We start from the raw sequence: 23,865 nt of genomic DNA, 5'->3' as shown, positions 1-23,865 counted from the left end.
ACCCTCGAGCGTCACCATCTCAAGAGCCGTCTGGCAAGGGGCAGGTTTCTTCAACATGTCCCAATGAATCACAAACCCCCGGACCACGCCAGGGGTTTGTCAGCAGTCTGACGGCCCGTCGCGCGGCCTCTTTTTTGTCATTTGACCGCAGCGTTCCCGCCATCCGCATAGAGCGCGGACCCTGCCACGAAGCTCGCCATCGGGCTCGCCAGGAAAAGTGCGGCCCGGGCGATTTCTTCAGGCTGGGCGATGCGCTTGAGGGCATGCAGGCCCGCCGCCCATTCCTTTTGCGCCGCGTCGCCGGCCATCGGGGTGTCCGTGCCGCCGGGCAGCAGCGCATTGGCGCGTATGCCGCGCGCTCCGTAGTCGGCCGTAATCCCTTTCACCAAACCCATGATCCCGGCCTTCGATGCGCCATAAGTCCCCATGCCGGGGATGCCGACGCTGGTGCCGACGAAGGTGGAGGTGAAGATGATCGATCCGCCGCCGCGTTCGAGCATCGCCGGGATCTGCAAACGGGCGCCGAGGAAGGCGCTCGTGAGGTTCATGGCCAGGGTATGCTGCCATTCCTCCAGCGTCACCTCGCCGAGCGGCTTATAGGGGCCGACCGTGCCGGCATTGTTCAAGGCGATGTCGAGACCGCCGAATCGGCCAAGCGCTACTTCGAGCAATGCCCGGTGGGTCTCCTCCTCCGCGACATCGCCTGCCACGGCAACCGCACGGCCGCCGGCCGTCTCGATCTCGGAAATGAGTTTTTGCAATTCCGCCTCGCCTCGCGCGTTGGCAACAACGGCAGCCCCTTCCCGGGCGAAAAGAAGGGCAGCGGCCCGGCCGATGCCGCTCGATGCGCCGGTGACGATAGCAACTTTGTCGGATAGCATGATGTACCTCCTGTTGGTTACATCCGCTGTCTAAGGCTGCCCGTCTCCCATCGACACCCGATTCCTGACCGAATTAAAAACTCCCTCAGGCCTTTCGGTTCACCATGTAGACGCCCGCCACCACGATCACCGTGCCGACGATCATCGGCAGGGTCAGCGGTTCTCCGAAAAGGATGGCCGCCTCGATCGCCACCACCGGGGGCATCAGGTAGATGAGCGAGGCGGCGCGTGACACCTGGCCGCGGCGGATAAGATAGAGCAGCAAGCCGACCGCGCCCATGGACAGGCCGAGGACCGACCAGGCCATGGCGAAGATCGCCTCATGCGTCCAGTCGAAGCGCAGGTTTTCAAGGCTGAGCGCCAGCGGGATGGTGACGATCAGCGCGCCGACGAATTGCAGCGTGGCGATCGAGAACAGGTCGCCCTCCTGCAGGTGCCGCTTCTGGTAGAGCGTGCCGTATGTGACCGACGCCATGGCGACGAGGTTGATCAGCACCGGAACCGCAAGTCCAGCCAGCCCGCGCTCGAAGAGGTCGAGAAGCTGCGGCGAGATCGCGATCAGAATGCCGGCAAAACCAAGCGCCAGGCCGATCTTCTGCAACGGCTTGAGGCGCTCTCCGAGGAAAAGCGGCGCGACCATGGCGGTCAGCAGCGGCTGCAGCCCGGCGATAATGCCGGAAAGACCGGCCGGCACGCCCTGCGCAATCGCATACCAGACGCCCGCAAGATAAAGTCCGTGCAGGAAGACGCCCGAGAACATCGCATGGCCGACCTGGGCACGGCTCTTCGGCCATTTTGCCTTTGTGACCAGGCAGACCACGAAAAACGCCGCGGCGGCGAGTGCATGTCGCCCGGCCAGAAACGTCAAGGGATCGGCGTGTTTCGCCGCGTATTTCGCGACGAGCCAGCCCGTGGACCAGAGGAGGACAAAAAGGGCCGGAGCCAGGCGGTCGAGCATGATGGGGATGTCCGGCGGAGATTTCGGCAGCGGCCGCTTTCGTGGAAGCCGCCTGCTTATTCCCACCTCGTTTCATCGTCAAAGCAGAAAAACTGATGATTGCGATGAACGCCGATTGAGAGAAGGGAAATCGTCACGCGGCAAGCGGATCCTGTCCCATCAGCCCTTGCCCGATGAAGGCCGACTCTCGCACCACGCCGAAACCGTAACTGGCCATCTCCCGCTCATAGGCAGTAAGCGCCAGGGCAAGGCCGACCTCGCCGCGTTCCACGGCAATAATTGCGTGTCCGAGCAGCGCCGCGTCGCGCATCGCGACGTTGGCCCCACGTCCGAGCGTCGGCGTCATCGCATGGATGGCGTCGCCGAGAAGCGTCACCCGAGACGTCTCTCCGAGATCGCAGGGAACGCTCGTATGCATCTCGATCGAGAAAAAGGAGGAAGGGTCTCCCTGAGCCGGAATGGCCCCGGCAGCCGCCGGCCACTCCTCCAGCATCTTGATCGCAAGGGCCTGAAGCGCCGGGCTGCCGGCCTGTCGCAGCATCGCATCCTCGCCGGGGAAATATTCACGGCGGCCGCCGACGATGCAGACGACATAGTCGTCCTGGCCGAAAAGCCCTGCCTCCGGCGCGATCCTGTCGGAGGCGGCGTCCGGACGGGTCGGGAAAATCACCGGCCCCAGCCCGAGGAACACCCGCCGGTCATCGGAGGCGACGGTGAAGACGTTGGCAAGAACGTGTTCGGGCAGGTGGTGGCGAGCCTTTTCGATCGGAATACGGCCGTAGATGGCGCGCACTCCGGTATCCATAATGCGCGCCTCGGGCAGTCGCTGCCGGCGCACCGCAGAGCGGATCCCGTCGGCACCGACCAGAATGTCGCCTCGTGCGGTGCTGCCGTCGGCAAACACCGCGGTTACCCCTTCGGCATCCGTTTCATAGCGCAGCATTCGGGCGCCGAATCGGCAAACGTCCTGCAGGCCGGTCAGAAGGATATGCCGCAAGGTGGCGCGATTGACGTTGATATGCTGCGGACCGCCATCAGCAAGCCAATGCCGCGGCGTCCTGTCGTGCCCGCCGCTCGGTATCCGCCGCAATTCCTTGAGGGTCGTATCGACAATCGTGGTGTACGGCAGTGGCCGCATCGCGGTCGCTTCGAAAAGCCGATACAGATTTGCAGGCAGGACTTCCCTGAGGGCGTTCACCCCATCCCGGTCGATATGCAGGCGATAGCCCTGAGGGCGATCCCAGGGACCGGAATCGCTTTCGAAGATTTCCACCTCGACATCGGCGCGACGCAGTATTTGCGCAAGGCAAAGCCCGCCGAGACCGGCACCAGCAATAATAACTTTAAGTTTAGACATAGGACGCTCCTCTTCCGTGATCGGAAAAGGACGTACAGGATGTGCCCGCTCCCCATGAGCGAACCCTTATACGAACGCAAAGCGTCACCCGGACTACCGACCGGGCCGTGACTTTTGCACGTCCGGCTTCCTTATGCGAAATGGCCGAAACTCTGTCAACCAGCAGAATTGGGGAAACCGACCTCGCGATCACTCGCAAACTTGAGCTCAATCGACGCAAGCTGGACAGCATTTGATCAGCGCTTAGGCAGCTGATGTTTTTCAAGGCAGGAGATTTATTCACCTCCTTCTAAAGTAGGGAGCTTGCCGAGCACCGGAATCAGCGCATTTACTGGTCGGGGAGCATCGAAACTGTATTTTTCTGATGCGCGGAATTCTTTTCCCGCCAATTGCGCACAGTTCTTGCATTGCCCTCACCGTTGTATTCTTATGGCCAAAAAAGGGGAATGCGCCTTTGGCATTTGATGAAATGTTGACTGCGGAAAACCTTCCGCGACCGCCATACAAGACCTATCACGAATGGTATGCCAGTCAGGATGCTGCACACCTGATCCGCAAGACCCAGGATGCGGAAAACATATTCAGAAGGACGGGCATCACATTCGCGGTCTACGGACACGCGGACAGTTCCGAAAAGCTCATCCCCTTCGATATCATTCCCCGCATCATCTCCGCCCGTGAATGGCGCAAGCTGGCTCAGGGCATCGAGCAGCGGGTTCTGGCGCTCAACGCCTTCCTCGACGACATCTACCACAAGCAGGAGATCATCAAGGCCGGCCGCATTCCCCGCGCGCTGATCGAGAGGAACGTCACCTTCCTCCCCGAAATGATCGGCTTCAAGCCGCCCGGCGGCGTCTATACCCACATCGTCGGCACCGATATCGTGCGTACCGGCGAGGACCAGTTCTACGTGTTGGAGGACAATGCCCGCACGCCGTCCGGGGTTTCCTACATGCTGGAAAACCGGGAAACCATGATGCAGATGTTCCCGGAACTGTTTGCGCTGAACAAGGTGCAGCGGGTCGAGGACTATCCGCGGCTGCTGCGCCAGTCGCTCGCCTCGCTTGCCCCTCCCGGCTGCAACGGCCGGCCCCGCGTCGCGGTACTGACGCCCGGCATCTTCAACTCGGCCTATTACGAACACTCGTTCCTCGCCGACCAGATGGGCGTCGAACTCGTCGAGGGCGGCGACCTGCGCGTCATCGACGGCCGCGTCAAGATGCGCACCACACGCGGCTACGAGGCAATCGACGTCCTTTACCGCCGCGTCGACGACGACTTCCTCGATCCGATGACTTTCCGCGCCGATTCGGCGCTCGGCATTCCCGGCATCATGGACGTCTATCGCGCCGGCAACATCACCATCGCCAACGCTCCCGGCACCGGCATCTGCGACGACAAGGCGATCTATTCCTACATGCCCGAGATCGTCGAATTTTATACGGGCCGCAAGGCGCTGCTCGAAAACGTGCCAACCTGGCGCTGTTCCGAGCCCGACAGCCTCAGATACGTGCTGGAGCACATCGAGGAACTGGTCATCAAGGAGGTGCACGGGTCCGGCGGATACGGCATGCTCGTCGGCCCGACGGCAAGCAAGAAGGAGCGCACCGACTTTGCAGAGAAGCTGGCGGCCAGGCCCGATAACTACATCGCCCAGCCGACGCTGGCGCTGTCCACCGTGCCGATCTTCGTCAACAAGGGGATTGCTCCCCGCCACGTCGACCTGCGTCCCTATGTGCTCGTTTCCGACAAGGTGAAGATCATCCCCGGCGGCTTGACCCGCGTGGCCCTGAAACAGGGGTCGCTGGTGGTCAATTCCAGCCAGGGCGGCGGCACCAAGGACACCTGGGTACTGGAAGATTGAGGTCGTAGAGACATGCTCGGAAGAACTGCAAACGGCCTTTACTGGATGTTCCGTTACATCGAGCGGGCAGAAAATATCGCCCGCCTCGTCGATGCCGGCCTGCGCGTGTCGCTGACCCGCGCCGGCTCCTCCGACGAGGACTGGCACGGCGTGCTCGAAAGTGCGGGCGTGCGCGAAGCCTATTCGGAAGTGCACACCGAACTGACGGCGGCCGACGCCATCGATTACCTGCTGCGCGACCAGGCCAACCCGTCGAGCGTCATGTCCTGCATCGAATTCGGACGCAACAATGCCCGCATGGTGCGCACGGCGCTGACCCGCGAGACCTGGGAGGCGACCAACGAATGCTGGATCGACCTCAAAGCCCGGCTCGCCCGCAAGCAGAAGGCGACCGACCTGCCCGAACTGATCGATGTCATCAAGCACCGCTGCGGCCTGATCCGCGGCGCCTTCCACGGTTCGATGCTGAGAAACGACCTCTACAATTTCTCGCGCATCGGCACCTTCATCGAACGCGCCGACAACACCAGCCGCATCCTCGACGTGAAATATTACGTGCTGCTGCCGGCGATCAGCCAGGTCGGCTCGAAGCTCGACAACTACCAATGGGAATCGATACTGCGCTCGGTCTCGGCCCACCGTTCCTACGGCTGGGTCTATGACGGCGAATATCAATCTGCCAACATCGCCGATTTCCTGATCCTGAAAGTCCAGATGCCGCGCTCGCTGGCTTACTGCTACGAGAAGATCACCAACAATCTCGATTATCTGGCGCAAACCTACGATGAACGACTGAAGGCGCATGAGACCGCGGCGGCGATCCGCTCGACGCTGAAGCGCGGCTCGATCTCCGACATCATGGACCAGGGCCTGCACGAATTCCTGGAGGATTTCGTCAGCCGCAACAACCAGCTCAGCGCCGAAATCTCCGACGGCTACCGCTTTTACCAGTAAAGCCAACAGGCACAGGATTTACCGCACATGCGGCTGAAGATTTCCCATACGACCGAATATCTCTACGACGAGCCGGTACCCTATTCGCTGCAGCGGCTCAGGCTGACCCCAACCGACGGCCCCGGCCAGAAAGTCATCAACTGGTCGATCACAGTCGACGGCGCCAAGATCGAGGCGGGTTATGCCGACCAGTTCGGCAACCGCGTCGAACTGGTCTCCACCGAAGGCACCGAGCACACGATCCGCATCACCGCGTCCGGCGAGGTGGAGACCCAGGACCGCGCCGGCGTCTTCGGTCCGCACCAGGGTTTCTGTCCACTCTGGCTGTTCCTGCGCGAGACGGCGCTGACCAAGCCTGGCAAGCTCATCCGCGAGCTTACCAAAAGCCTCGAGGGCGACAGCGAGCTTGCCAGGATGCACGCGCTGATGGAGAAGATCCACGAGACCGTTGCCTATGTTCCGGGCGCGACCGGCACCGAGACGACCGCCGAACAGGCTCTGGAGGCAAGGACCGGCGTCTGCCAGGACCACACTCATATATTCATCGCTGCCGCCCGGCTGCTGGATATCCCGGCGCGCTACATTTCCGGCTACCTGCTGATGGAAGGCGAGACCGAACAGGCGGCGACCCACGCCTGGGCGGAAGTGCATCTGCCGGGCCTCGGCTGGGTCGGTTTCGACACGTCGAACAAGATCTGCCCGAACGACAGCTACGTGCGGGTCGCATCCGGCCTCTGCTACCGCGACTGCGCGCCCGTCTCCGGCATGCGCCTCGGTCCGGCCAGCGAAAACCTCAAGGTTTCGCTGACGGTGGCGCAAAGCCAAAGCCAAAGCCAGCAGGGCCAGACGCAATCCCAGGAGTGACAAACGCGCCAAGCCGAGGACGCCGTCCGACATGGCAGGCGTTCTCGGCAGGCCGTAAGATCATCGATTCAGCCCGTCCTGCGGCACAACGGTTTGTTAACCGTGGACGGCGTTCCCGATTTCACAAGCAGTTCAAGGGTTGAAGATCCGGAAGGCGGCAATCTATGCTGCATTGCGGCATGGACTATTGCTGCCTACATTGCGCGGGGCTGCGGGTTACCGAAACGCATGGCAATGCCATGCCTGAATGAGGATACCAGATGCTTGAGACGTCCAAAACCAAGCCGCAGGATCTCGAATCCATCGCGCGCCATGGCGGAACTTTCCGGCGAATGGCCGCACGCCTGCCCACCTATTTCACCGACCTGCGGGAAAACCCGGCTTGGCTCCCCATGTTCCTTTTGGCCCGGACAATTCCGTTCAGGCGAGCCCATTGGCTGACTGCCCGGCGCGTCTCGAAGTCTGCGCCGATGGCAACATCGATGTTCGGCGACATCGAAGCCGATAAGGTTGCTGACGAACTCAGACGAAGCGGAATCTTCACCGGACTCATCCTTCCCGATCCGATTCGGCAGGAGATCGCCCGTTTTGCATCCGAAACCCCTTGCTTCGGTAACTTCGAACGGAAACTCGAATTCCGGGCGGACGAACATGCGGAAGCGGAACGCCGATTCGGTCGAGCGATCCTGAGCGGCCACCATTTCGAAAGGATCGCCAGTTGCGAGGCGGCGGTCGCGGTGCAGCAGGATCCTCTTCTTCTGGATATCGCACGCCACTATCTGGGCGGTGAAGCCAAGCTGATCACCACGCGGACGTGGTGGAGCTTTCCCACTCAATCCGCTTCCGAGGCCGACCTCAGCCGTGCGTCGTTCAAGTTTCATTTCGATCTCGACGACTGGCGGATGTTGAAATTCTTTTTCTATCTGTCGAATGTCGATGAGGATGCGGGACCGCATGTCTATATGCGCGGCAGCCATAACAAGCGGCGCCTCAAGCACCAGTTGACCCTGCTCGTGGGGCATCCGGCGGAAGAAGTGCTCGAATTTTACGGAGAGGAGAGCGCCGTCACCCTGACCGGCAAGGCGGGCTACGGGTTCGTCGAAGATCCCTTCGGCTTCCACATGGGGACGGTCGCAAAATATCACCCTCGGCTCATGATGGAAGTCGGGTTCGGCGTATCGAAACCCTCGAAGCGCAGATATCACGGCGAACCCGTCGTGCGCTGAGCGACCCTTCCGGCTCGATGAGCCCCGACGGGGCTCATCCCATCACACATCAATATGTCCGCAAGCTCGACGCCATCTCCGCATGGTCTAGTCCCGCCCCATAAAAGAGGTGGCGCATGCTGTTTGGGCAATCGGTCTTCCAGTCGGTGCTGACGCGGCTGAAGCAGGAGCACGGCGAAGACGACAGCGAAGAGGCAGGCACGGGCTTCCGCATCAAGGGGCTCGGCATGGGTTTCGTCGCGCCGACGGATGACGGTCCAGTGGCGACAGCAACCGGGACCGAAGCCTATTTCGCCTTCCTTCCCGATGTCGCCGAGATCGAGATCGAATCGATGCGGGCGGAAGATGAACCGCAAGAGCAGCCGGCGCCGCCGATCATTCCCGCCCATCTGCTGCGGCTGACAACCGAGGAGATCGCTGCGGAGCTCGCCATCACGGCTGCCGATACGGAAGCGACGCTTGCCGAGAAACGGCGGCATTTCGCCAAGGCCAACCATCCGGACGGCGTCGCCCCGGAATTCCGGGAAAACGCCAATACCCGCATGAAGACCGCCAACTTCCTGATCGACACGGCGATCAAGGGGCTCTTCTGGCGCTAGGAAAAAAGCTTAGTCCTGCGGGTCGTCGGCGGGCTTCTCGACCGGCGGCTTTTTCTTTTCGATGAACAGCTTGTAGCCGGCGTAAACACCCATGGCGCCGACGATGATCGCCCAGAAGGGTTCTCCGGCGACCAGTTCGAAAATCGCCCAGGCGGCACAGACCGCCGGGATCAATACCCGGCGCCAAAGCGGCTCGTAAAAGGGATGGTTCGGATCGATCATGGTCTTCACTCCCGGCCAGTCGTTTTGCCACCAGTCACTCGCAATCGGTCATTCCCCGGCGGCCTGCATGCTCTGGCGCGAACCGATGATATCCTGGTCGACGATCGAAAATGCAAGGTTGAGATGCCCCTCGAATACCAGCGAGGGTTCGTCCGGCACGATGGTCAGGCCCGGCATGCCGCCGAGCCGCACCACATGCGTCTGCGTCAGTCCCTCCTCTATGCCCGCCTGCAGCAGATCCTGATAGCGGGTGCCGGGACCGGTGATGAAGACCGGCATATGGCCATGCAGGCTGAGCAGCCGCGAGAGACCGAAGCCCAGCGCAGCGCCCGCGTGGCGGAATGCGAGCTGCGCCATGCGATTGCCTTGCCGGGCCCGGGCGGCGATCTTGTCGATTTCGGCGACCGGCACGAATTTCGCGGGGATCGTATCCACCGGCACCTCGAAGGCGGCGCGCAGGATGGCGTAGAAACCGGCATAGGCCTCGACGCAGCCGCGCGCGCCGCAGCGACAAAGCCCGCCGTTCGGCATATGCAGCATGTGCCCGAAATTGGGCGCGGAGATTTCAGGAACCCCGCCGGCGACCCGGCGCGCGATCCCGAGCCCGATGCTGTGCCCGAGCGAGAGCGCCGCGAGAACGGGCTTGCCGCCGCCTTCCGTCTTCACCTGACGTTCGAGCAGCGCGCCGGCCACAAGCAGCGTCTCGTTGTTGAGGATGACCTTGGCCTGCCAGCCTTCTTTCAGCGCCGCGGCAAAATCGACGGGCTGGGAACCGAAGACCGGCGACCAGACAAGCACCGGATCGCTCGGATGCGCCAGTCCTTTGCTACTGACCGAGACCAGCAGAACGCTGCCGCGATCGATGCGCGAGCGTTCCACGGCCCGTTCGAGCGCCGCCGAGATGGCTGCGAGAAAGGCCGCAGTGCCGCCCTCGCCGCGCGGTTCGCTGAACCGGTCGAGCAGCGTGCCGGCATAATCGACCAGCGAATACTGGATCAGGTCCGATGAGATGATGACGGTGATAAGATAACCGCAATTGCGCCGCTGGCTGAACAGCACGCGCGGCCGCCCACGGCCGACAGTCGCCTGCTGCTCGCTCTTTTCGATGATGCGGGCGCGTTCCAGATCGGCGGTGATCGAGGAGATCGTCGCCGACGCCAGCCCGGTGGCATCCGAGATTTCCGTGTGCGCGAGCCGGCCGTGGCGACGCAGCGCAGACAGCACGAGCGCGCTGTTCTGCTGCCGGACCAGTTCCGTGCTCGATTTCGCCAGCATTCCGCCTGCCGCCTCCCTCACTCCATCTGTCGATACGGCAGTGCCTCGCCCTCCACAAGTGCCGATTGACAGCCCACGGAATCTCTGACATCTAATTTCTCGACTGTCGAGAAAAAAGCTTGGACGCTTTCTCCGGCAGATTATCTGGCGGGGGGGAGAGCACGGAGGCTAGCGCCCATCCGCCGTCACTCGGGAGGACATTATGAGATCATTCGTAAAGCTGATGGCCGGCGCGGCCATCCTCGTTTCCATGCATTCCGCCACCATGGCGGCCAATCTCGTCGTCGGCGTTTCCTGGTCGAACTTCCAGGAAGAACGCTGGAAGACCGACGAAGCCGCGATCAAGAAGGCTCTTGAAGCCGCCGGCGCAAAATACATCTCGGCCGACGCCCAGTCGTCTGCCGCAAAGCAGCTTACCGACGTCGAATCGCTGATCTCCCAGGGTGCCAATGCCCTGATCGTTCTGGCGCAGGATTCGAGCGCCATCGGCCCTGCCGTCGAAAAGGCTGCAGCCGAGGGCATTCCGGTCGTCGGTTACGACCGCCTGATCGAAAATCCGGCCGCGTTCTACATCACCTTCGACAACAAGGAAGTCGGCCGCCTGCAGGCGCAGGGCGTCTTCAAGGCAAAGCCTGAAGGCAACTACGTCTTCATCAAGGGCTCTTCTTCCGATCCGAACGCCGACTTCCTGTTTGCCGGCCAGATGGAAGTGCTGAAGGCTGCAGTCGACGGCGGCAAGATCAAGAATGTCGGCGAAGCCTATACCGACGGCTGGAAGCCCGAAAATGCCCAGAAGAACATGGAACAGTTCCTGACCAAGAACAACAACAAGGTCGACGCGGTCGTCGCATCCAACGACGGCACTGCCGGCGGTGCGATCGCAGCGCTCGACGCTCAGGGGTTGGCAGGTTCGGTTCCGGTCTCCGGCCAGGACGCCGACAAGGCAGCCCTGAACCGCGTGGCTCTCGGCACCCAGACGGTATCCGTCTGGAAGGACAGCCGAGAACTCGGCAAGAACGCCGCTGAAATCGCTCTGGCACTTGCCGGCGGCAAGAAGCTGACCGAGATCAAGGGCGTCCAGACCTTCGAAGGCGGTCCGAAGAAGGTGAAGATGCAGTCGGTCTTCCTGAAGCCGCAGGCAATCACCAAGGACAACCTCAACGTCGTCATCGAAGCAGGCTGGATCAGCAAGGCTGAAGCCTGCCAGGGCGTCAAGGCCGGCGCAGTGGCTGCCTGCAAGTAACGCATGGCTGTCCGCAGACGATAAACTCACCGACGCCGCAGCACTTCTGCCGCGGCGTCGGTTTTCGGCGTAAGATGGCGCGGCCGCACGAAGGATTACCCGGTGGCTGAACGTCGCGCAGGCGCGGTCCGGCTCGATTTTTTCGAACCGCAGCGCCTCGCAAAAGTGGGGAACGGCAAAAAATGGCCGAGACGATACAGTCCACAACGAATTCCAAGACATCGGGAGCGGCAGGACAGGCGGAAGGCAGTTTCGTTGCCCGCTTCTTCCGCGCGACCGAGATCGACACACGCATGCTCGGCATGATTGGCGCGCTGCTGATCATCTGGGTCGGGTTCCATATCCTGACGGGCGGCCTTTTCCTGACGCCGCGCAACCTCTGGAACCTCTCGGTGCAGACCGCCTCGGTCGCCGTCATGGCGACCGGCATGGTGCTTGTCATCGTCACCCGCAACATCGACCTTTCGGTCGGCTCGATCCTCGGTTTCACCGGCATGGTCATGGGGGTGCTGCAGGCAAGGCTTCTGCCGGAGCTGTTCGGCTTCAACCACCCGGCGATCTGGATCATCACCCTGGCCGGCGGCATCGCCATCGGAGCGCTGATCGGTACGCTGCAGGGCTCCATCATCGCCTTTCTCGGCGTGCCCTCGTTCATCGTCACGCTCGGCGGCCTGCTCATCTGGCGTGGCGCCACCTGGTTCGTGACGAGCGGCCAGACCGTTGCGCCGATGGACGTCAACTTCCGCCTGATGGGCGGCGGCACCGAAGGCTCGATCGGCGCCACCTGGAGCTGGATCGTCGGCATCATCGCCTGTCTCGCCATCATCGCAGCGATCATCAACGCCCGCCGCCAGCGCAAGCGCTTCTCCTTCCCGCGCCGGCCGATCTGGGCCGAATACGTGCTGGTCGCGCTCGGCTGCATCGTCGTGCTTGGCGCGGTGTCGATCGCCAATGATTATTACTGGCCGATCGCCATCGCCCGCCGTTACGCCGAGGCAAACAACATTGCCTGGCCGGAAGGCGGCCTGCTGATCTCCCAAGGGATCGCCATCCCGGTGCTGATGGCAATCGCGGTCGGCATCGTCATGACCTTCATCGCCACCCGCCTGCGCTTCGGCCGCTATGTCTTCGCGATCGGCGGCAATCCCGAAGCCGCGGAACTCGCGGGCATCAAGACCCGCTGGGTGACGGTCAAGATCTTCGCGCTGATGGGTGTGCTCTGCGCCATCGCCGCGGCGATCTCCACCGCCCGCCTCAACGCCGCCACCAATGCGCAAGGGGAGCTCGACGAACTCTACACGATCGCCGCAGCCGTGATCGGCGGCACTTCGCTTGCCGGCGGCATGGGGTCGATCGCCGGCGCCATGCTCGGCGCGCTCGTCATGCAGTCGCTTCAGTCCGGCATGGTGCTGCTCGGCATCGACTCGCCATTCCAGCGCATCGTCGTCGGCATGGTGCTCGTCACCGCCGTCTGGCTCGACACCGTCTATCGCTCTCGCGCCAAATAACAGGAGTTTTCATCGTGACGGAACAAACCACTCCGCTCGTGGAAATGAAGAACATTTCCATCTCCTTCGGCGGGATCCATGCAGTCGAGAATGCCTCGGTCGATCTTTTCCCCGGCGAGGTCGTGGCCCTGCTCGGCCATAACGGCGCCGGCAAATCGACGCTGATCAAGATCCTGTCGGGCGCCTACAAGCGCGACAACGGCGACATCATGATCAACGGCGAGACCGTTGACATCCGCAACCCGCGCGACGCCAAGAAATACGGCATCGAGACAATCTACCAGACGCTCGCCGTCGCCGACAATGTCGATGCCGCCGCAAACCTCTATCTCGGCCGCGAGCTCCAGACAAAATGGGGCACGCTCGACGACGTCGCCATGGAGGCCAGCGCCCGCGAGGTGATGGGCCGTCTCAACCCCAATTTCAAGCGGTTCAAGGAGCCTGTGAAGGCGCTTTCCGGCGGCCAGCGGCAATCGGTGGCGATCGCCCGCGCGATCCTGTTCGACGCCCGCATCCTGATCATGGACGAGCCGACTGCAGCGCTCGGACCCCAGGAGACGGCGCAGGTGGGCGACCTCATCAAGCAGCTGAAGCGGGAAGGCATCGGCATCTTCCTGATCAGCCACGACATCCACGACGTCTTCGACCTCGCCGACCGCGTCTTCGTGATGAAGAACGGCAAGGTGGTCGGCCATGCCCGCACCGGGGACGTCACCAAGGACGAGGTGCTCGGGATGATCATCCTCGGCAAGGTACCGCCCGGCGCCACGCCCGGCCCTGGTGCCATGAAGGTGGTGTGACTGCCAGACAGAATTGCGCCCACCCTTTGAAGCCCGCCGCTGATCAGGGGTGGCGCAGAGGCGGAACCGGGCTCTTTCCCGGTTCCGCCTTATCGCTTGCAGGCGGATCGCGCCGTGCTGCGACCATCGGCTGGCCATTGCCGGCTGCCGCATGTTCGGAGATTGCCGGATCTCGGAACTCCTCTCCTCCCTCGACGTTGGCTTTTCAGAAACCGAAATCTCGGAGGACCGGACATGGCTGAAGATCGGACTGCACAGGAAACCGTCGAACACACGGAAAAGCGGATGAAAACGGCCCAGCAACCGCCGGCGGGGCCGCATGCCAAGGAGCATCTGACCGACAGGGACAAAACGCCCGGTGCCGGTTCGCTGCCCGAGCCCAATGCGAAAGAGGTGGATGCGGGATCCGATTGACCGGCGCATCATTCATCCTCCGGCCCTCATCTGCGACGCCGTAGCGCTTGCCCGTGCGGACCTGGATCGATAACACCGCTTGAGACGATCCGAACGAGCGAGCCAAACGGGCATGGCGGACGAAACCATCACACTTTATGACGCGATCGGCGGCGACGCGACGGTCCGGGCGCTCGTGAAGCGATTCTACGAGCTGATGGACACGCTGCCGGAAGCGGCCCATTGCCGCGCGGTCCATCCGCCGAGCCTCGAAGGCAGCGAGGCGAAACTTTACGATTATCTGACCGGCTATCTCGGCGGGCCTCCGGTCTATGTGGAAAAACACGGCCACCCGAGGCTGCGCTCGCGCCATTTCGGGGCGGCGATCGGGCCTCTCGAACGCGATGAATGGATGCTCTGCTTCCGCCGCGCGATGGACGAGACGATCGAAAACCCGAAACTGCGCGAGATCATCTGGCCGCCCATCGAGCGGCTGGCTTTCCACATGCAGAACAAGGAATAGGCCGTTGCAAAGACTCGACAATATCAGGCCGTTGATTCTGTTTGTGAGCGGCCTGATGGGCGCGGCCGGCGTCGCATTGGCGGCGGCGGCAAGCCACGGCGGCGATACGGCTTTCCTCGGTTCCGCCTCGACCATGTGCCTTGCGCATGCGCCGGTCCTGCTCGGGCTCTATCTCGGCCACCGGCATTTTCGCACCGCAACGCTTGGCGCGCTGGTGCTCGGTCTCGGCACGATTGTCTTCGCGGGTGACCTGGTCTCCCGGCACTATCTCGGTGACCGGCTGTTTCCGATGGCCGCGCCAGTAGGGGGAACGGGGATGATGCTGGGCTGGCTGATCGTGGCGGCCGGGGCGTTTTTCCGGGCGCGGGAGGTTTAGCACGCCCTTGTGCCGACTCGCCGGCTCCCAACTAGGGGAGAAAAAGGAGGCGCGCTACCCGCGTACTCCCTCTTCTCCCCAGCGGGGAGAAGTGCCGAGCATAGCGAGGCGATGAGGGGGCCACGCGTTCGGGGCCTACATGGCTTCGCCCCCCTCATCCGACCCTTCGGGCCACCTTCTCCCCGCTGGGGAGAAGAGGGAGCCCCAATTGAGCCTACCGCTTAAACGCCAGCACCCGAGCGCTTTCGGCCGGAGAAACTTCCGTTTCCGACCCCCGAATCGTCTTCGGCAGCACCACCACATTGGTCATGTCCGCAGCTACCTCGGCTCGCCTCGTCAGCAGCGCATAAAGTTCCGGCACCAGCCCGTCGCCATTCTGTTCGGCAAGCTTGTGCAGGCCGATGAAAAGGTTGGCGTCACGAGGTTCTTCGTTCATCATTGCGTTCCTTCATGGTCTGGAGCGCCCGCTCCAGACTGGATTTGGAGCCGTTGCGAAGCGGCACGAAGGCGACACCGAACTTCTTGCAGCCGGTCTTCACCCTCAGACACGCATCGTGGCTGATACAGTCGATGGGGCAGAAGACGCAGTCGACCGAGGGCAGCACGGTATCGATGCGGGAAACCGCCTCGCGCAAACCGCCGTCGTGGTGGATCAGTTCCGCGCCGAAATTGCTGGCGATCTCCCGCAGGTGAGCCACCTGACAATCACGGCCGCCGACATAGAGAAAGCTGCGGACGTCGGTGACAGCCGGTCCCCGCGTTTCCGCGCCTTTCGGTGCCACGCCGGAATTGCTGCTCTTATGCTTCTGCTTCTTGGCCATATGCCCCTCGCCGCCGATTCTGCTGAACCGCAGTTCCTCGATGGCCGGCACCATATTAAAGTTGATTTTCAGAGTAAAGATTAAAGTGGACTCTTTTTATCATGATATATCGGGCGCCCTGATATGGCCCCGCCATTTCCAAAAATTTACCGTTTGATAAATTTTTACGCTGTGGTACCTTTTGCTCAATAGTTGTCCATGAATCCATAAAAGAGGGAACTTAGGATGGAACGACTGGGAAACGGTCCGAAGGCCGGAATCGAGGCTGGCCGCCTCGCCGCTGCCGACTATGAGGCGAATTTCGCCGATCTCCACCCGCGTCTCGACAGGCACGAGGCGCTGGTCGAATCCGATCGCTGTTATTTCTGCTACGACGCGCCGTGCATGACGGCCTGTCCCACCTCCATCGATATCCCGCTGTTCATAAGGCAGATACAGACGGGCAATCCGATCGGTTCGGCAAAGACCATCTTCGACCAGAATATTCTGGGCGGCATGTGCGCCCGGGTCTGTCCCACCGAAACGCTCTGCGAACAGGCCTGCGTGCGCAACACGGCTGAGGACAAGCCGGTCGAGATCGGCAAGCTGCAGCGTTATTCCACCGACATCGCCATGGAACAGGGCCGGCAGTTTTATAGCCGCAAGGCTCCGACCGGCAAAACGATCGCCGTAGTCGGCGCAGGCCCTGCCGGCCTTGCCGCCGCGCACCGGCTTGCCATGCACGGCCATTCCGTCACCGTTCTCGAAGCACGAGAAAAGGCCGGCGGCCTCAACGAATACGGCATCGCCACCTATAAGGCCGTCGATGATTTCGCCGCCCGCGAAGTCGAATATGTCACCGCGATCGGCGGTATTGAGATCGTCAACGGCCAGGCGCTCGGCCGGGATTTCTCGCTTTCCGACCTCTCCACCAAATATGACGCGGTCTTCCTCGGCATGGGCCTTGCCGGCGTCAACGGCCTCGGCATTGAAGGCGAGGCGCTAACGGGCGTCGAGGACGCGGTCGATTTCATCGCCGCCCTTCGCCAGGCGAAGGACAAGAGCGTGCTGCCGATCGGCCGGCGCGTCGTCGTCCTCGGCGGCGGCATGACTGCCATCGACGCCGCGATCCAGTCAAAACTGCTCGGCGCCGAAGAGGTGACGATCTGCTATCGCCGCGGCAAGGAAAACATGAACGCATCGCCCTACGAGCAGGATCTGGCGACCGCCAACGGCGTTATCATCCGCCACTGGCTGGCGCCGAAATCGATCATCGGCAAGGACGGCCCCAATGGCACTCATGTCGCCGGCATCGAGGTGGAATATACCGCGATGCGCGACGGCAAGCTGATCGGCACCGGTGAGACCGGCGTCATCGCCGCCGACCAGATTTTTAAGGCGATCGGCCAGACCTTCTCCGCCTCGGGCCTCGGCGCGCTGCAGTTCGAAAAGGGCAAGATCGTCGTCGATCCGGAAGGCCGCGCTTCGATCGAGGGCGTCTGGGCCGGCGGCGACTGCATCGGCACCGGCGAGGACCTGACCGTCTCGGCGGTCGCGCAAGGACGCGACGCCGCAGAAAGCATCGTAAAAGCCCTGGCTGCCGCAGCGCAGCCGGCAACCGCAGTGGCTTGAGGGGAGAACTAATATGGCTGATATCCGCAACAATTTCGTCGGCATCAAATCCCCCAACCCGTTCTGGCTGGCGTCCGCGCCGCCGACCGACAAAGCCTACAATGTCGAGCGCGCCTTCAAGGCAGGCTGGGGCGGCGTGGTCTGGAAGACGCTCGGCGAGGAAGGTCCGCCGGTCGTCAACGTCAACGGCCCACGCTATGGTGCCATCTGGGGCGCCGATCGCCGCCTGCTCGGCCTGAACAATATCGAACTGATCACCGACCGCGACCTCTACACCAACCTTCGTGAAATGAAGGAAGTGAAGAAGAACTGGCCGGACCGGGCGATTGTCGCCTCGATCATGGTTCCTTGCGAGGAACAGGCCTGGAAGGCGATCCTGCCGCTGGTGGAAGAGACTGAAGTGGACGGCATCGAGCTCAATTTCGGCTGTCCGCACGGCATGTCCGAGCGCGGCATGGGCTCCGCGGTCGGCCAGGTGCCGGAATATATCGAAATGGTAGTGCGCTGGTGCAAGCAGTATACCCGCATGCCAGTCATCACCAAGTTGACGCCTAACATCAGCGATATCCGCCACCCTGCCCGCGCCGCCAAGCGCGGCGGCACGGACGCGGTGTCGCTGATCAACACGATCTCGTCGATCATCTCCGTCGATCTCGACACCTTCTCGCCCAACCCGTCGGTCGGCGGCAAGGGCAGCCATGGCGGTTATTGCGGCCCGGCGGTCAAGCCGATCGCGCTCAACATGGTCGCCGAAATCGCCCGCGATCCGGAGACCTACGGCCTGCCGATCTCCGGCATCGGCGGCATCACCACCTGGCGGGACGCGGCGGAGTTTCTGGCGCTCGGGGCCGGCAATGTGCAGGTCTGCACCGCGGCGATGACCTACGGCTTCAAGATCGTTGAGGAAATGATCACCGGCCTTTCCGACTGGATGGACGAGAAGGGCCACCAGTCGCTTGACGACATCATCTGTCGTGCGGTCCCCAACGTCACCGACTGGCAGTATCTCAACCTCAACTACATCGCCAAGGCGCATATCGACCAGGACGCCTGCATCAAGTGCGGCCGCTGCCACATCGCCTGCGAGGACACCTCCCACCAGGCGATCACCAGCATGGTCGACGGCGTGCGCCATTTCGAGGTGATGGAAGAGGAATGCGTCGGCTGCAATCTCTGCGTCAACGTCTGTCCCGTCGAGAACTGCATCACCATGGAAGCGCTGCCCGCCGGCGATCTCGACAAGCGCACCGGCAAGGTGGTCGATCCGACTTACGCCAACTGGACGCAGCATCCCAACAACCCGATGGCAAGGCAGGCCGCGGAGTAAAATGGCAGGGAGACAGGAGGGCGGCCCGGCCGCCTTCCCTTTTACGCCACTTCTGAAAACTGATCCCAGGCGCGCAACGTGTCGGCTGCATACATCAGCGCGGGCCCGCCGCCCATATAGGCGCCCATCGCCGCCACCTCGGCAATCTCCTGCCGCGTAGCACCGAGTCCGTGTAACGCCTTGGTATGGAAGCCGATACAGCCATCGCACCGCTGGGTGATACCGATCGCGAGCGCAATCAGTTCCTTCGTCTTCCTGTCCAGCGCGCCATCGGCACCGGCCCCCTTCGACAAAGCGTGGAACCCTTGCATCGCGTCGGGCGTCAGCTTCCGCATCTCGGCGGTGTAAGCGGATATGTCCCTGGTGATCTGGCGATAGTCTTTCGTCATTCAGGTCTCCTGCAATCTTTACAATTCATATTTTTATGATATAAGAAAAACATGAACTGTAAAGGCCACCCATGGACCTGACTGACGAAATGCCCGTGAAGGCCGAGGAGGTGGCGAACTTCCTCAAGGGCCTGGCCAATTCCCACCGGCTGCTGGTGCTCTGTGCGCTGGCGGAGGGCGAGCGCAATGTCGCTCAGCTGATCGAGGCGACCGGCATCGCGCCAACCTCGATGTCGCAGCATCTGGCCAAGCTGAAGGAAGAAGGCATCGTCGACTTCCGGCGGGAACACCGCACGCTTTTCTATTTCATAGTCCATCCGGCCGTCAGCGAACTGATGGGCGTCCTCTACCGGCATTTCTGCAAGGGAAAATAAGATGAGCACCGAAACCACGAGGACCGTATCCGCAACGCAGGCCGCCGAGTGGCTTGCCGCGGGCGATGCGATCCTGATCGACGTACGCGAGCCGGACGAGTTCCGGGCCGAGCATATCGCCGCTGCCGCCTCGCTGCCTCTTGGTACCGTGGGCGACCTGCGGCAGAACCTGAAGGTCCCGGAAAACCGAAGGATCGTTGTGCATTGCCTGAAGGGCGGACGCGGCGAACAGGCCTGCCGTAAACTCGAAGATATCTTGCCGGCTCACCGGATCTACAATCTCGAAGGCGGCATCACCGCATGGAAACAGGCAGGTTTGCCCGTCGTCGGGCTCGCAGGTAAAGGTGGGCCATCGATCTTTCGCCAGGTGCAGATGATCGTCGGCAGCCTCGTGCTGCTTTCCGTGGCTCTCGGCTTTCTTGGCCTGCCCCCTGCCTTTGCGCTGGCCGGATTTTTCGGCTTCATGCTTGCCTTTGCGGGCTTCAGCGGCTGGTGCGGCCTCGCTCTCCTGCTTCAGCGCATGCCTTGGAACCGGACGGCTTAACGCGAACCGGGAAGAGGCGGGGTGCTTCTCGGCGTTCTGGTTCTGGCGCTCCTGATCAGCAAGGCCATGCGATCGCGCGCCAGGGCGGCCTTGTCCAGTTTGAGGTGCTCGCTGAATTCCACCGGGCCATGTTCCGGCGTCTTCAGAAGGCAGCGGTAGTGCATGCCTCCCTCGCCGTCGCTTTCCGCGTCGATGGTCGGAGCCGGCAGGCGATCGGGATCGATGCGCTCCTCGTCATGGGTCCAGGGCCAGCGGCGAATGACGATCCAGCTGCCGTCGCTCTTCTGCCGGACCGAGACGACCGGCCGTGTGAGTGCTCCGAATGCCAGCCAGCAGCCGAGGCCCCAGAAAAAAGCGATAGTGAGAGCCCTGAACGGTTCCTGGGAGATGCCGCTGTCACGGAGGAAAACCCAGGTCATCAGCACAAGAATAGCAAACCAGGCGACAATGAAGAGCCAGCCATACAGTGGTCGCAGGTTCCTAAAAAGCAGTCTCTCCATGGGTTTCACCTCCCAAGACTTCTTTCGGTCCACAATTATAACACAACGCCTGCAATATGCGAATTATCTAAAGAATAAGTATGGAAACAAAGAGGCCCGGCGGGTTGGCCGGGCCTTCTTCGCACTGGATGCCTGCAATGAGTTCAGGGGCGATCAGTTCGGGCGGTTTGCGCCGTCGAAATAGTCGCCACTGTTGACGTCGGCCTGAACGTTGGCCTTCCGGGCTTCGGCCTTCTGGCCGATGCTGCCGGTCTGGACCTGGTCGACGGTTGCGGAAGCCTTGGAAACGCCTTCGTAATAGTCGCCTTCAGCGAGAGCGACAGAAGCGAAGGAGGCCGAAGCAATAAGAGCTGCGGCGATAGCGGAAGTGATCCTGGTCATTGTGGTAGTCCCTTCAGAGTGTTCCGCGGCTCACGAGTTTGCGACCTGGCCTGCGGATTGTTTGTTTCGGTATCTTGAGTGAGCTGCAGTTAGTTCGGGCGGTTGGCGCCGTCGAAATAGTCGCCGTTGTTGATGTCGGCCTGGAGCTTGTCGTTCCGGCCGATGCTGCCGGTGCTGATGCGGTCAACGGTAGCGGCGGGAGCGTTCTTCTGGACGCCCTGGTAATAGTCGCCTTCGGCAAGAGCGGCAGAAGCGAACGAAGCCGAAGCGATCAGGGCTGCGGCGATGGCGGCGGAAATTTTGGTCATTGTCTTCTTCCTTGCTGTGTGGGGCCGAGTTTCTCGAAGCCCCTCTCCGTGTTTGATCTTGTCTTTCGAAGCTCGTTGCCGCGCTTCTGATGCTCAAGATGGTGCAAGTCGGCCGCCGGGAATAGACAGCAAGTTGCAGACGTATTGTTCGCAAATACTGAACGATTTAAATTTTATCGTTCACACAAAGCGCGCACTTACGTGGGGGATCTGGCCGGGGATCAGCGGGAGCTGCCTTCAGCCGGCTCGTTCAATAGGTCGAGCATGGCGCGCAGCGCCCGGGTGACGTGCCGCTCGCCATGGAAGATCGCCGAGAACTGACGGAGCGGCATCGGGAAATCGGCGACGTGGAGCCGGCCCGAAAAGGAGTGGGACGATGCTGCCCGGCTTGAAAGCACCGTCGCGCTCAACCCCGCCTCCACCGCCGCCATCGCCGCCTCGTTCGACGGCATTTCAAGAACAACGGACAATGACTGCGGCTCGATGCCGAGATTGAAGAGCTGCGCCTCGAAGGCCGAGCGCGTGCCGGATCCCTGTTCGCGCATGATCCAGTTGGTTTCGAGAAGATCGCTCGAGCGGATCTTGCGACCGTCCGCCCAGGGGTGGCGGCTGCCGACCACCAGGACCAGCCGGTCCTCCGCCACCTTGCGGCGTTTGAGCCCCGCCAGAAACACCTCGCCTTCAACGACGGCAAGTTCCGCCGCCCCGGTCAGCACGGCTTCGGCCGCACTCTGGGTGTTGCCGACGGTAAGCCTCACGTCAACGCGCGGGAACCGCTCGTGATAACTGACGAGGCGAGCCGGCAGCCAGTAGCTCGCCACCGTCTGGCTGGCATGCACACGCAGGATGCCCGAGGCCGACCCGCCGAGATCGGCAAGCACGTGCTCGGCAGTCTGCGCCCGCTCCAAAACGGCGCGCGCCTCCGGCACGAACAGTTTTCCCGCTTCGGTGAGTTCGATCCGCCGCCCGACCCGGTTGAACAGGATCACGGCATGCCGCGCCTCCAGCGCCGAGATTGCCGCACTCACCGCCGACTGCGTGAGGTTCAGCACCTCCGCCGCACGGGTCACATGTTCGCGCGTAGCGACTTCCAGAAAAATTCGAAGCTGATCGAGGGTCATCGTCCAAAACCATTCGCTTTTATCGAACGATATCAGAAAACTTATCAATTGGATTTGTGTTTCTACAGAAGAGAGAATGATTTTCGACGAATAGAGACCCTCGTGGAAAAATCATGAAGCCGATTCAGCCGACTGCGGAACAGCGCGCCCTTCCCGCCTCGCCCCACTGGCCGGCATTTCTCCAGCTTCTTCCCGGACTTCTTCTAACCGCCGCGATCGCCACGGCCGCCCTCACCGTCCGCAATCTGACCGGATGGATGGCGCTGAGCCCGCTCATCCTGTCAATCGTTTTCGGCATGCTGATCCGCAATCTGGCCCCTGTCCCGGTGGCCGTCGAGCCCGGCATCGGCTTTTCGCTAAAGCGGATCCTGCGCTTCGGCATCGTGCTGCTCGGCCTGCAGGTGACGGCCGGCCAGATTCTCTCGCTCGGCGGCGCCGGTCTTGCCATGGTGGCCCTGACGCTGGTGACCACCTTCGTTGCGATCCGGCTGGTCGGGCGGGCCATGGGTGTCGACCGGTCGCTGACCGACCTGATCGCCGCCGGGACTTCGGTCTGCGGCGCCTCGGCCGTCATCGCCGCCAATACGGTAGTGCGTGGCAAGCAGGAACATGTCGCCTATGCGATCGCCTGCGTCACGCTGTTCGGGTCGCTGTCGATGCTTGTCTATCCACTGCTCGCCGCCCCGCTCGGGCTCGACGCCCGCGGTTATGGCCTGTGGACCGGCTCGACCATCCACGAAGTCGCGCAGGTGGTGGCCGCCGCCTTCCAGGGCGGCGATGTCGCCGGGCAGTTCGGCACCATTTCCAAGCTCGCCCGCGTCGTCATGCTGGCGCCGCTGATCATGACGCTGGCGCTCGCCATGCGCTCCGGCGCGGAAGGCCCCTCGAAGGCTTCGGCGCCGATGCCGTGGTTCGTGCTCGGTTTTATCGGGATGATGCTTTTCAACAGCGCAGTCGCCATTCCGGCAGGCGTGAGCCAGACGCTCGTGACCTCGACGAGTTTCCTGCTGTCAATGGCGCTTGCGGCCATGGGACTGCAGACCGATATCCGCAAGCTGAAGGCGGAAGGCTGGCGGCCGCTCGCGCTCGGCGCATTCGGCTGGCTGTTCATCGCGGTTTTCGGCTACGCAATGCTGAAGCTGTTCGCGTTCTAAGAAAATCAGATCGAAGGGATAGGGGCCGCGTCATCCAATGGCGCGGCCTTTTCGTCACCTAGGGGTCAGCAGGGCTTCGGCTGGTCGTTCTTGGGCTCGGAATCCCGCACCGCTTCGTCGTGATACCAGCAATTGGTATCGACAACACTCAACGCAACCTCATGGATCCCGGTCGGCACGGTCCGGCCATCCTCCAGCCGCCGTCTTGGGCGGACCGGAAACTGATAGATCGTTGCTGACTCACGATGGATGTGAATTGCCATCCTATCGTCTCCTAACTTCAAAGTGCATC

29 protein-coding genes are annotated in these 23,865 nt (G+C 62.2%); 16 read left to right on the top strand and 13 right to left on the bottom strand.

Annotated elements, in window-relative coordinates; translation table 11 throughout:
• Positions 1-137 precede the first annotated feature (137 nt).
• From MOV63_RS16185 to MOV63_RS16175, 3 genes are all read right to left on the bottom strand, one after another.
• Positions 138-881, bottom strand: coding sequence for an SDR family oxidoreductase (locus MOV63_RS16185; protein ID WP_247034879.1), 744 nt, complete (start codon positions 879-881; stop codon positions 138-140).
• Between the two features lie 85 nt (positions 882-966).
• Entirely contained in the window at positions 967-1,842 is an 876-nt protein-coding gene (locus MOV63_RS16180) for a DMT family transporter (RefSeq protein WP_247034894.1), read from the bottom strand.
• 130 nt (positions 1,843-1,972) lie between these two features.
• Complete coding sequence (locus tag MOV63_RS16175; protein ID WP_247034878.1) at positions 1,973-3,196, bottom strand: NAD(P)/FAD-dependent oxidoreductase; 1,224 nt, start codon at positions 3,194-3,196, stop codon at positions 1,973-1,975.
• Between the two features lie 454 nt (positions 3,197-3,650).
• Here MOV63_RS16175 and MOV63_RS16170 point away from each other — a divergent pair, with 454 nt between their 5' ends.
• The 5 genes from MOV63_RS16170 (at position 3,651) to MOV63_RS16150 (ending at position 8,703) form a co-directional block, all read left to right on the top strand.
• The gene (locus MOV63_RS16170) at positions 3,651-5,060 is read left to right on the top strand and encodes a circularly permuted type 2 ATP-grasp protein (RefSeq protein ID WP_038544483.1); all 1,410 of its coding nucleotides are present in this window, start codon (positions 3,651-3,653) and stop codon (positions 5,058-5,060) included.
• A 12-nt stretch (positions 5,061-5,072) separates the two neighbouring features.
• Positions 5,073-6,014: an alpha-E domain-containing protein gene (locus MOV63_RS16165; RefSeq protein ID WP_038544485.1), complete on the top strand. Its 942-nt coding sequence runs from the start codon at positions 5,073-5,075 to the stop codon at positions 6,012-6,014.
• A gap of 27 nt (positions 6,015-6,041) precedes the next feature.
• On the top strand, positions 6,042-6,878 hold the full coding sequence (locus tag MOV63_RS16160; protein WP_247034877.1) for a transglutaminase family protein: 837 nt from the start codon (positions 6,042-6,044) through the stop codon (positions 6,876-6,878).
• Between the two features lie 260 nt (positions 6,879-7,138).
• Positions 7,139-8,104, top strand: coding sequence for a hypothetical protein (locus MOV63_RS16155; protein WP_247034876.1), 966 nt, complete (start codon positions 7,139-7,141; stop codon positions 8,102-8,104).
• 116 nt (positions 8,105-8,220) lie between these two features.
• Positions 8,221-8,703 (top strand): hypothetical protein, encoded by a 483-nt coding sequence (locus MOV63_RS16150; protein ID WP_038544492.1) that lies wholly within the window; start codon positions 8,221-8,223, stop codon positions 8,701-8,703.
• A 9-nt stretch (positions 8,704-8,712) separates the two neighbouring features.
• On the opposite strand, the gene MOV63_RS16145 is transcribed toward MOV63_RS16150, so the two are convergent.
• Positions 8,713-8,925: a hypothetical protein gene (locus MOV63_RS16145; protein WP_038544494.1), complete on the bottom strand. Its 213-nt coding sequence runs from the start codon at positions 8,923-8,925 to the stop codon at positions 8,713-8,715.
• Positions 8,926-8,973: 48 nt separating this feature from the next.
• On the bottom strand, positions 8,974-10,200 hold the full coding sequence (locus MOV63_RS16140) for an ROK family transcriptional regulator (RefSeq protein WP_247034875.1): 1,227 nt from the start codon (positions 10,198-10,200) through the stop codon (positions 8,974-8,976).
• Between the two features lie 202 nt (positions 10,201-10,402).
• Here MOV63_RS16140 and xylF point away from each other — a divergent pair, with 202 nt between their 5' ends.
• The 6 genes from xylF (at position 10,403) to MOV63_RS16110 (ending at position 15,043) form a co-directional block, all read left to right on the top strand.
• Entirely contained in the window at positions 10,403-11,443 is a 1,041-nt protein-coding gene (gene xylF / locus MOV63_RS16135) for a D-xylose ABC transporter substrate-binding protein (RefSeq protein ID WP_038544498.1), read from the top strand.
• A 182-nt stretch (positions 11,444-11,625) separates the two neighbouring features.
• Positions 11,626-12,951, top strand: coding sequence for a sugar ABC transporter permease (locus MOV63_RS16130; RefSeq protein WP_038544499.1), 1,326 nt, complete (start codon positions 11,626-11,628; stop codon positions 12,949-12,951).
• A gap of 14 nt (positions 12,952-12,965) precedes the next feature.
• The gene (locus tag MOV63_RS16125; RefSeq protein WP_038544501.1) at positions 12,966-13,751 is read left to right on the top strand and encodes an ATP-binding cassette domain-containing protein; all 786 of its coding nucleotides are present in this window, start codon (positions 12,966-12,968) and stop codon (positions 13,749-13,751) included.
• 234 nt (positions 13,752-13,985) lie between these two features.
• Positions 13,986-14,165: a hypothetical protein gene (locus tag MOV63_RS16120; RefSeq protein ID WP_247034874.1), complete on the top strand. Its 180-nt coding sequence runs from the start codon at positions 13,986-13,988 to the stop codon at positions 14,163-14,165.
• Between the two features lie 112 nt (positions 14,166-14,277).
• Entirely contained in the window at positions 14,278-14,667 is a 390-nt protein-coding gene (locus tag MOV63_RS16115; protein ID WP_038544505.1) for a group II truncated hemoglobin, read from the top strand.
• A 55-nt stretch (positions 14,668-14,722) separates the two neighbouring features.
• Positions 14,723-15,043, top strand: coding sequence for a DUF423 domain-containing protein (locus MOV63_RS16110; RefSeq protein ID WP_247034893.1), 321 nt, complete (start codon positions 14,723-14,725; stop codon positions 15,041-15,043).
• A gap of 214 nt (positions 15,044-15,257) precedes the next feature.
• On the opposite strand, the gene MOV63_RS16105 is transcribed toward MOV63_RS16110, so the two are convergent.
• Both MOV63_RS16105 and MOV63_RS16100 read right to left on the bottom strand, forming a co-directional pair.
• A complete protein-coding gene (locus MOV63_RS16105; protein WP_247034873.1) occupies positions 15,258-15,479 on the bottom strand; it encodes a hypothetical protein in 222 nt (73 codons plus the stop codon).
• The gene (locus MOV63_RS16100) at positions 15,460-15,864 is read right to left on the bottom strand and encodes a DUF2325 domain-containing protein (RefSeq protein WP_247034872.1); all 405 of its coding nucleotides are present in this window, start codon (positions 15,862-15,864) and stop codon (positions 15,460-15,462) included. The genes MOV63_RS16105 and MOV63_RS16100 overlap by 20 nt, the downstream gene beginning before the upstream one ends.
• 225 nt (positions 15,865-16,089) lie before the next feature.
• Between MOV63_RS16100 and MOV63_RS16095 the strand changes: the two genes are divergently transcribed.
• A complete protein-coding gene (locus MOV63_RS16095; protein ID WP_247034871.1) occupies positions 16,090-17,475 on the top strand; it encodes an NAD(P)-dependent oxidoreductase in 1,386 nt (461 codons plus the stop codon).
• Positions 17,476-17,488: 13 nt separating this feature from the next.
• A complete protein-coding gene (preA, locus tag MOV63_RS16090) occupies positions 17,489-18,802 on the top strand; it encodes an NAD-dependent dihydropyrimidine dehydrogenase subunit PreA (protein WP_038544512.1) in 1,314 nt (437 codons plus the stop codon).
• Between the two features lie 41 nt (positions 18,803-18,843).
• On the opposite strand, the gene MOV63_RS16085 is transcribed toward preA, so the two are convergent.
• Positions 18,844-19,191 (bottom strand): carboxymuconolactone decarboxylase family protein, encoded by a 348-nt coding sequence (locus MOV63_RS16085; protein ID WP_247034869.1) that lies wholly within the window; start codon positions 19,189-19,191, stop codon positions 18,844-18,846.
• 71 nt (positions 19,192-19,262) lie between these two features.
• Here MOV63_RS16085 and MOV63_RS16080 point away from each other — a divergent pair, with 71 nt between their 5' ends.
• Positions 19,263-19,565: a helix-turn-helix transcriptional regulator gene (locus tag MOV63_RS16080; protein WP_247034867.1), complete on the top strand. Its 303-nt coding sequence runs from the start codon at positions 19,263-19,265 to the stop codon at positions 19,563-19,565.
• Between the two features lies 1 nt (position 19,566).
• The gene (locus MOV63_RS16075; protein ID WP_247034860.1) at positions 19,567-20,109 is read left to right on the top strand and encodes a rhodanese-like domain-containing protein; all 543 of its coding nucleotides are present in this window, start codon (positions 19,567-19,569) and stop codon (positions 20,107-20,109) included.
• Here the strand turns inward: MOV63_RS16075 and MOV63_RS16070 are convergent.
• The 4 genes from MOV63_RS16070 to MOV63_RS16055 all read right to left on the bottom strand — a co-directional run bounded on the left by MOV63_RS16070 (position 20,106) and on the right by MOV63_RS16055 (position 22,419).
• Entirely contained in the window at positions 20,106-20,609 is a 504-nt protein-coding gene (locus MOV63_RS16070; RefSeq protein ID WP_247034859.1) for a hypothetical protein, read from the bottom strand. The two genes, MOV63_RS16075 and MOV63_RS16070, sit on opposite strands and share 4 nt — an antisense overlap.
• 153 nt (positions 20,610-20,762) lie before the next feature.
• Positions 20,763-20,990: a hypothetical protein gene (locus MOV63_RS16065; RefSeq protein WP_247034858.1), complete on the bottom strand. Its 228-nt coding sequence runs from the start codon at positions 20,988-20,990 to the stop codon at positions 20,763-20,765.
• A gap of 89 nt (positions 20,991-21,079) precedes the next feature.
• Entirely contained in the window at positions 21,080-21,298 is a 219-nt protein-coding gene (locus tag MOV63_RS16060) for a hypothetical protein (RefSeq protein WP_247034857.1), read from the bottom strand.
• A 221-nt stretch (positions 21,299-21,519) separates the two neighbouring features.
• The gene (locus MOV63_RS16055) at positions 21,520-22,419 is read right to left on the bottom strand and encodes a LysR substrate-binding domain-containing protein (protein WP_247034856.1); all 900 of its coding nucleotides are present in this window, start codon (positions 22,417-22,419) and stop codon (positions 21,520-21,522) included.
• 113 nt (positions 22,420-22,532) lie between these two features.
• Here MOV63_RS16055 and MOV63_RS16050 point away from each other — a divergent pair, with 113 nt between their 5' ends.
• Positions 22,533-23,573, top strand: coding sequence for a YeiH family protein (locus tag MOV63_RS16050; protein ID WP_247034855.1), 1,041 nt, complete (start codon positions 22,533-22,535; stop codon positions 23,571-23,573).
• Between the two features lie 65 nt (positions 23,574-23,638).
• Here MOV63_RS16050 and MOV63_RS16045 read toward each other — a convergent pair whose 3' ends face one another.
• Complete coding sequence (locus MOV63_RS16045) at positions 23,639-23,836, bottom strand: DUF2735 domain-containing protein (RefSeq protein ID WP_151043593.1); 198 nt, start codon at positions 23,834-23,836, stop codon at positions 23,639-23,641.
• Positions 23,837-23,865: the final 29 nt, after the last annotated feature.

The organism is Neorhizobium sp. SHOUNA12A (genome assembly GCF_023006505.1).
Taxonomy (GTDB): Bacteria; Pseudomonadota; Alphaproteobacteria; order Rhizobiales; family Rhizobiaceae; genus Neorhizobium.
This window is presented reverse-complemented; position numbering and strand designations above follow the sequence as displayed.

Coding starts and splice junctions, on each gene's coding strand:
- MOV63_RS16150 (WP_038544492.1), top strand. CDS start 8,221: ATGCTGTTTGGGCAATCGGTCTTCCAGTCGGTGCTGACGCGGCTGAAG.
- MOV63_RS16110 (WP_247034893.1), top strand. CDS start 14,723: ATGGGCGCGGCCGGCGTCGCATTGGCGGCGGCGGCAAGCCACGGCGGC.
- MOV63_RS16105 (WP_247034873.1), bottom strand. CDS start 15,479: ATGAACGAAGAACCTCGTGACGCCAACCTTTTCATCGGCCTGCACAAG.
- MOV63_RS16140 (WP_247034875.1), bottom strand. CDS start 10,200: ATGCTGGCGAAATCGAGCACGGAACTGGTCCGGCAGCAGAACAGCGCG.
- MOV63_RS16155 (WP_247034876.1), top strand. CDS start 7,139: ATGCTTGAGACGTCCAAAACCAAGCCGCAGGATCTCGAATCCATCGCG.
- MOV63_RS16085 (WP_247034869.1), bottom strand. CDS start 19,191: ATGACGAAAGACTATCGCCAGATCACCAGGGACATATCCGCTTACACC.
- MOV63_RS16095 (WP_247034871.1), top strand. CDS start 16,090: ATGGAACGACTGGGAAACGGTCCGAAGGCCGGAATCGAGGCTGGCCGC.
- MOV63_RS16160 (WP_247034877.1), top strand. CDS start 6,042: ATGCGGCTGAAGATTTCCCATACGACCGAATATCTCTACGACGAGCCG.
- MOV63_RS16165 (WP_038544485.1), top strand. CDS start 5,073: ATGCTCGGAAGAACTGCAAACGGCCTTTACTGGATGTTCCGTTACATC.
- MOV63_RS16175 (WP_247034878.1), bottom strand. CDS start 3,196: ATGTCTAAACTTAAAGTTATTATTGCTGGTGCCGGTCTCGGCGGGCTT.
- MOV63_RS16050 (WP_247034855.1), top strand. CDS start 22,533: ATGAAGCCGATTCAGCCGACTGCGGAACAGCGCGCCCTTCCCGCCTCG.
- MOV63_RS16055 (WP_247034856.1), bottom strand. CDS start 22,419: ATGACCCTCGATCAGCTTCGAATTTTTCTGGAAGTCGCTACGCGCGAA.
- MOV63_RS16115 (WP_038544505.1), top strand. CDS start 14,278: ATGGCGGACGAAACCATCACACTTTATGACGCGATCGGCGGCGACGCG.
- MOV63_RS16100 (WP_247034872.1), bottom strand. CDS start 15,864: ATGGCCAAGAAGCAGAAGCATAAGAGCAGCAATTCCGGCGTGGCACCG.
- MOV63_RS16065 (WP_247034858.1), bottom strand. CDS start 20,990: ATGACCAGGATCACTTCCGCTATCGCCGCAGCTCTTATTGCTTCGGCC.
- MOV63_RS16075 (WP_247034860.1), top strand. CDS start 19,567: ATGAGCACCGAAACCACGAGGACCGTATCCGCAACGCAGGCCGCCGAG.
- MOV63_RS16145 (WP_038544494.1), bottom strand. CDS start 8,925: ATGATCGATCCGAACCATCCCTTTTACGAGCCGCTTTGGCGCCGGGTA.
- preA (WP_038544512.1), top strand. CDS start 17,489: ATGGCTGATATCCGCAACAATTTCGTCGGCATCAAATCCCCCAACCCG.
- MOV63_RS16185 (WP_247034879.1), bottom strand. CDS start 881: ATGCTATCCGACAAAGTTGCTATCGTCACCGGCGCATCGAGCGGCATC.
- MOV63_RS16080 (WP_247034867.1), top strand. CDS start 19,263: ATGGACCTGACTGACGAAATGCCCGTGAAGGCCGAGGAGGTGGCGAAC.
- MOV63_RS16130 (WP_038544499.1), top strand. CDS start 11,626: ATGGCCGAGACGATACAGTCCACAACGAATTCCAAGACATCGGGAGCG.
- MOV63_RS16070 (WP_247034859.1), bottom strand. CDS start 20,609: ATGGAGAGACTGCTTTTTAGGAACCTGCGACCACTGTATGGCTGGCTC.
- xylF (WP_038544498.1), top strand. CDS start 10,403: ATGAGATCATTCGTAAAGCTGATGGCCGGCGCGGCCATCCTCGTTTCC.
- MOV63_RS16120 (WP_247034874.1), top strand. CDS start 13,986: ATGGCTGAAGATCGGACTGCACAGGAAACCGTCGAACACACGGAAAAG.
- MOV63_RS16060 (WP_247034857.1), bottom strand. CDS start 21,298: ATGACCAAAATTTCCGCCGCCATCGCCGCAGCCCTGATCGCTTCGGCT.
- MOV63_RS16045 (WP_151043593.1), bottom strand. CDS start 23,836: ATGGCAATTCACATCCATCGTGAGTCAGCAACGATCTATCAGTTTCCG.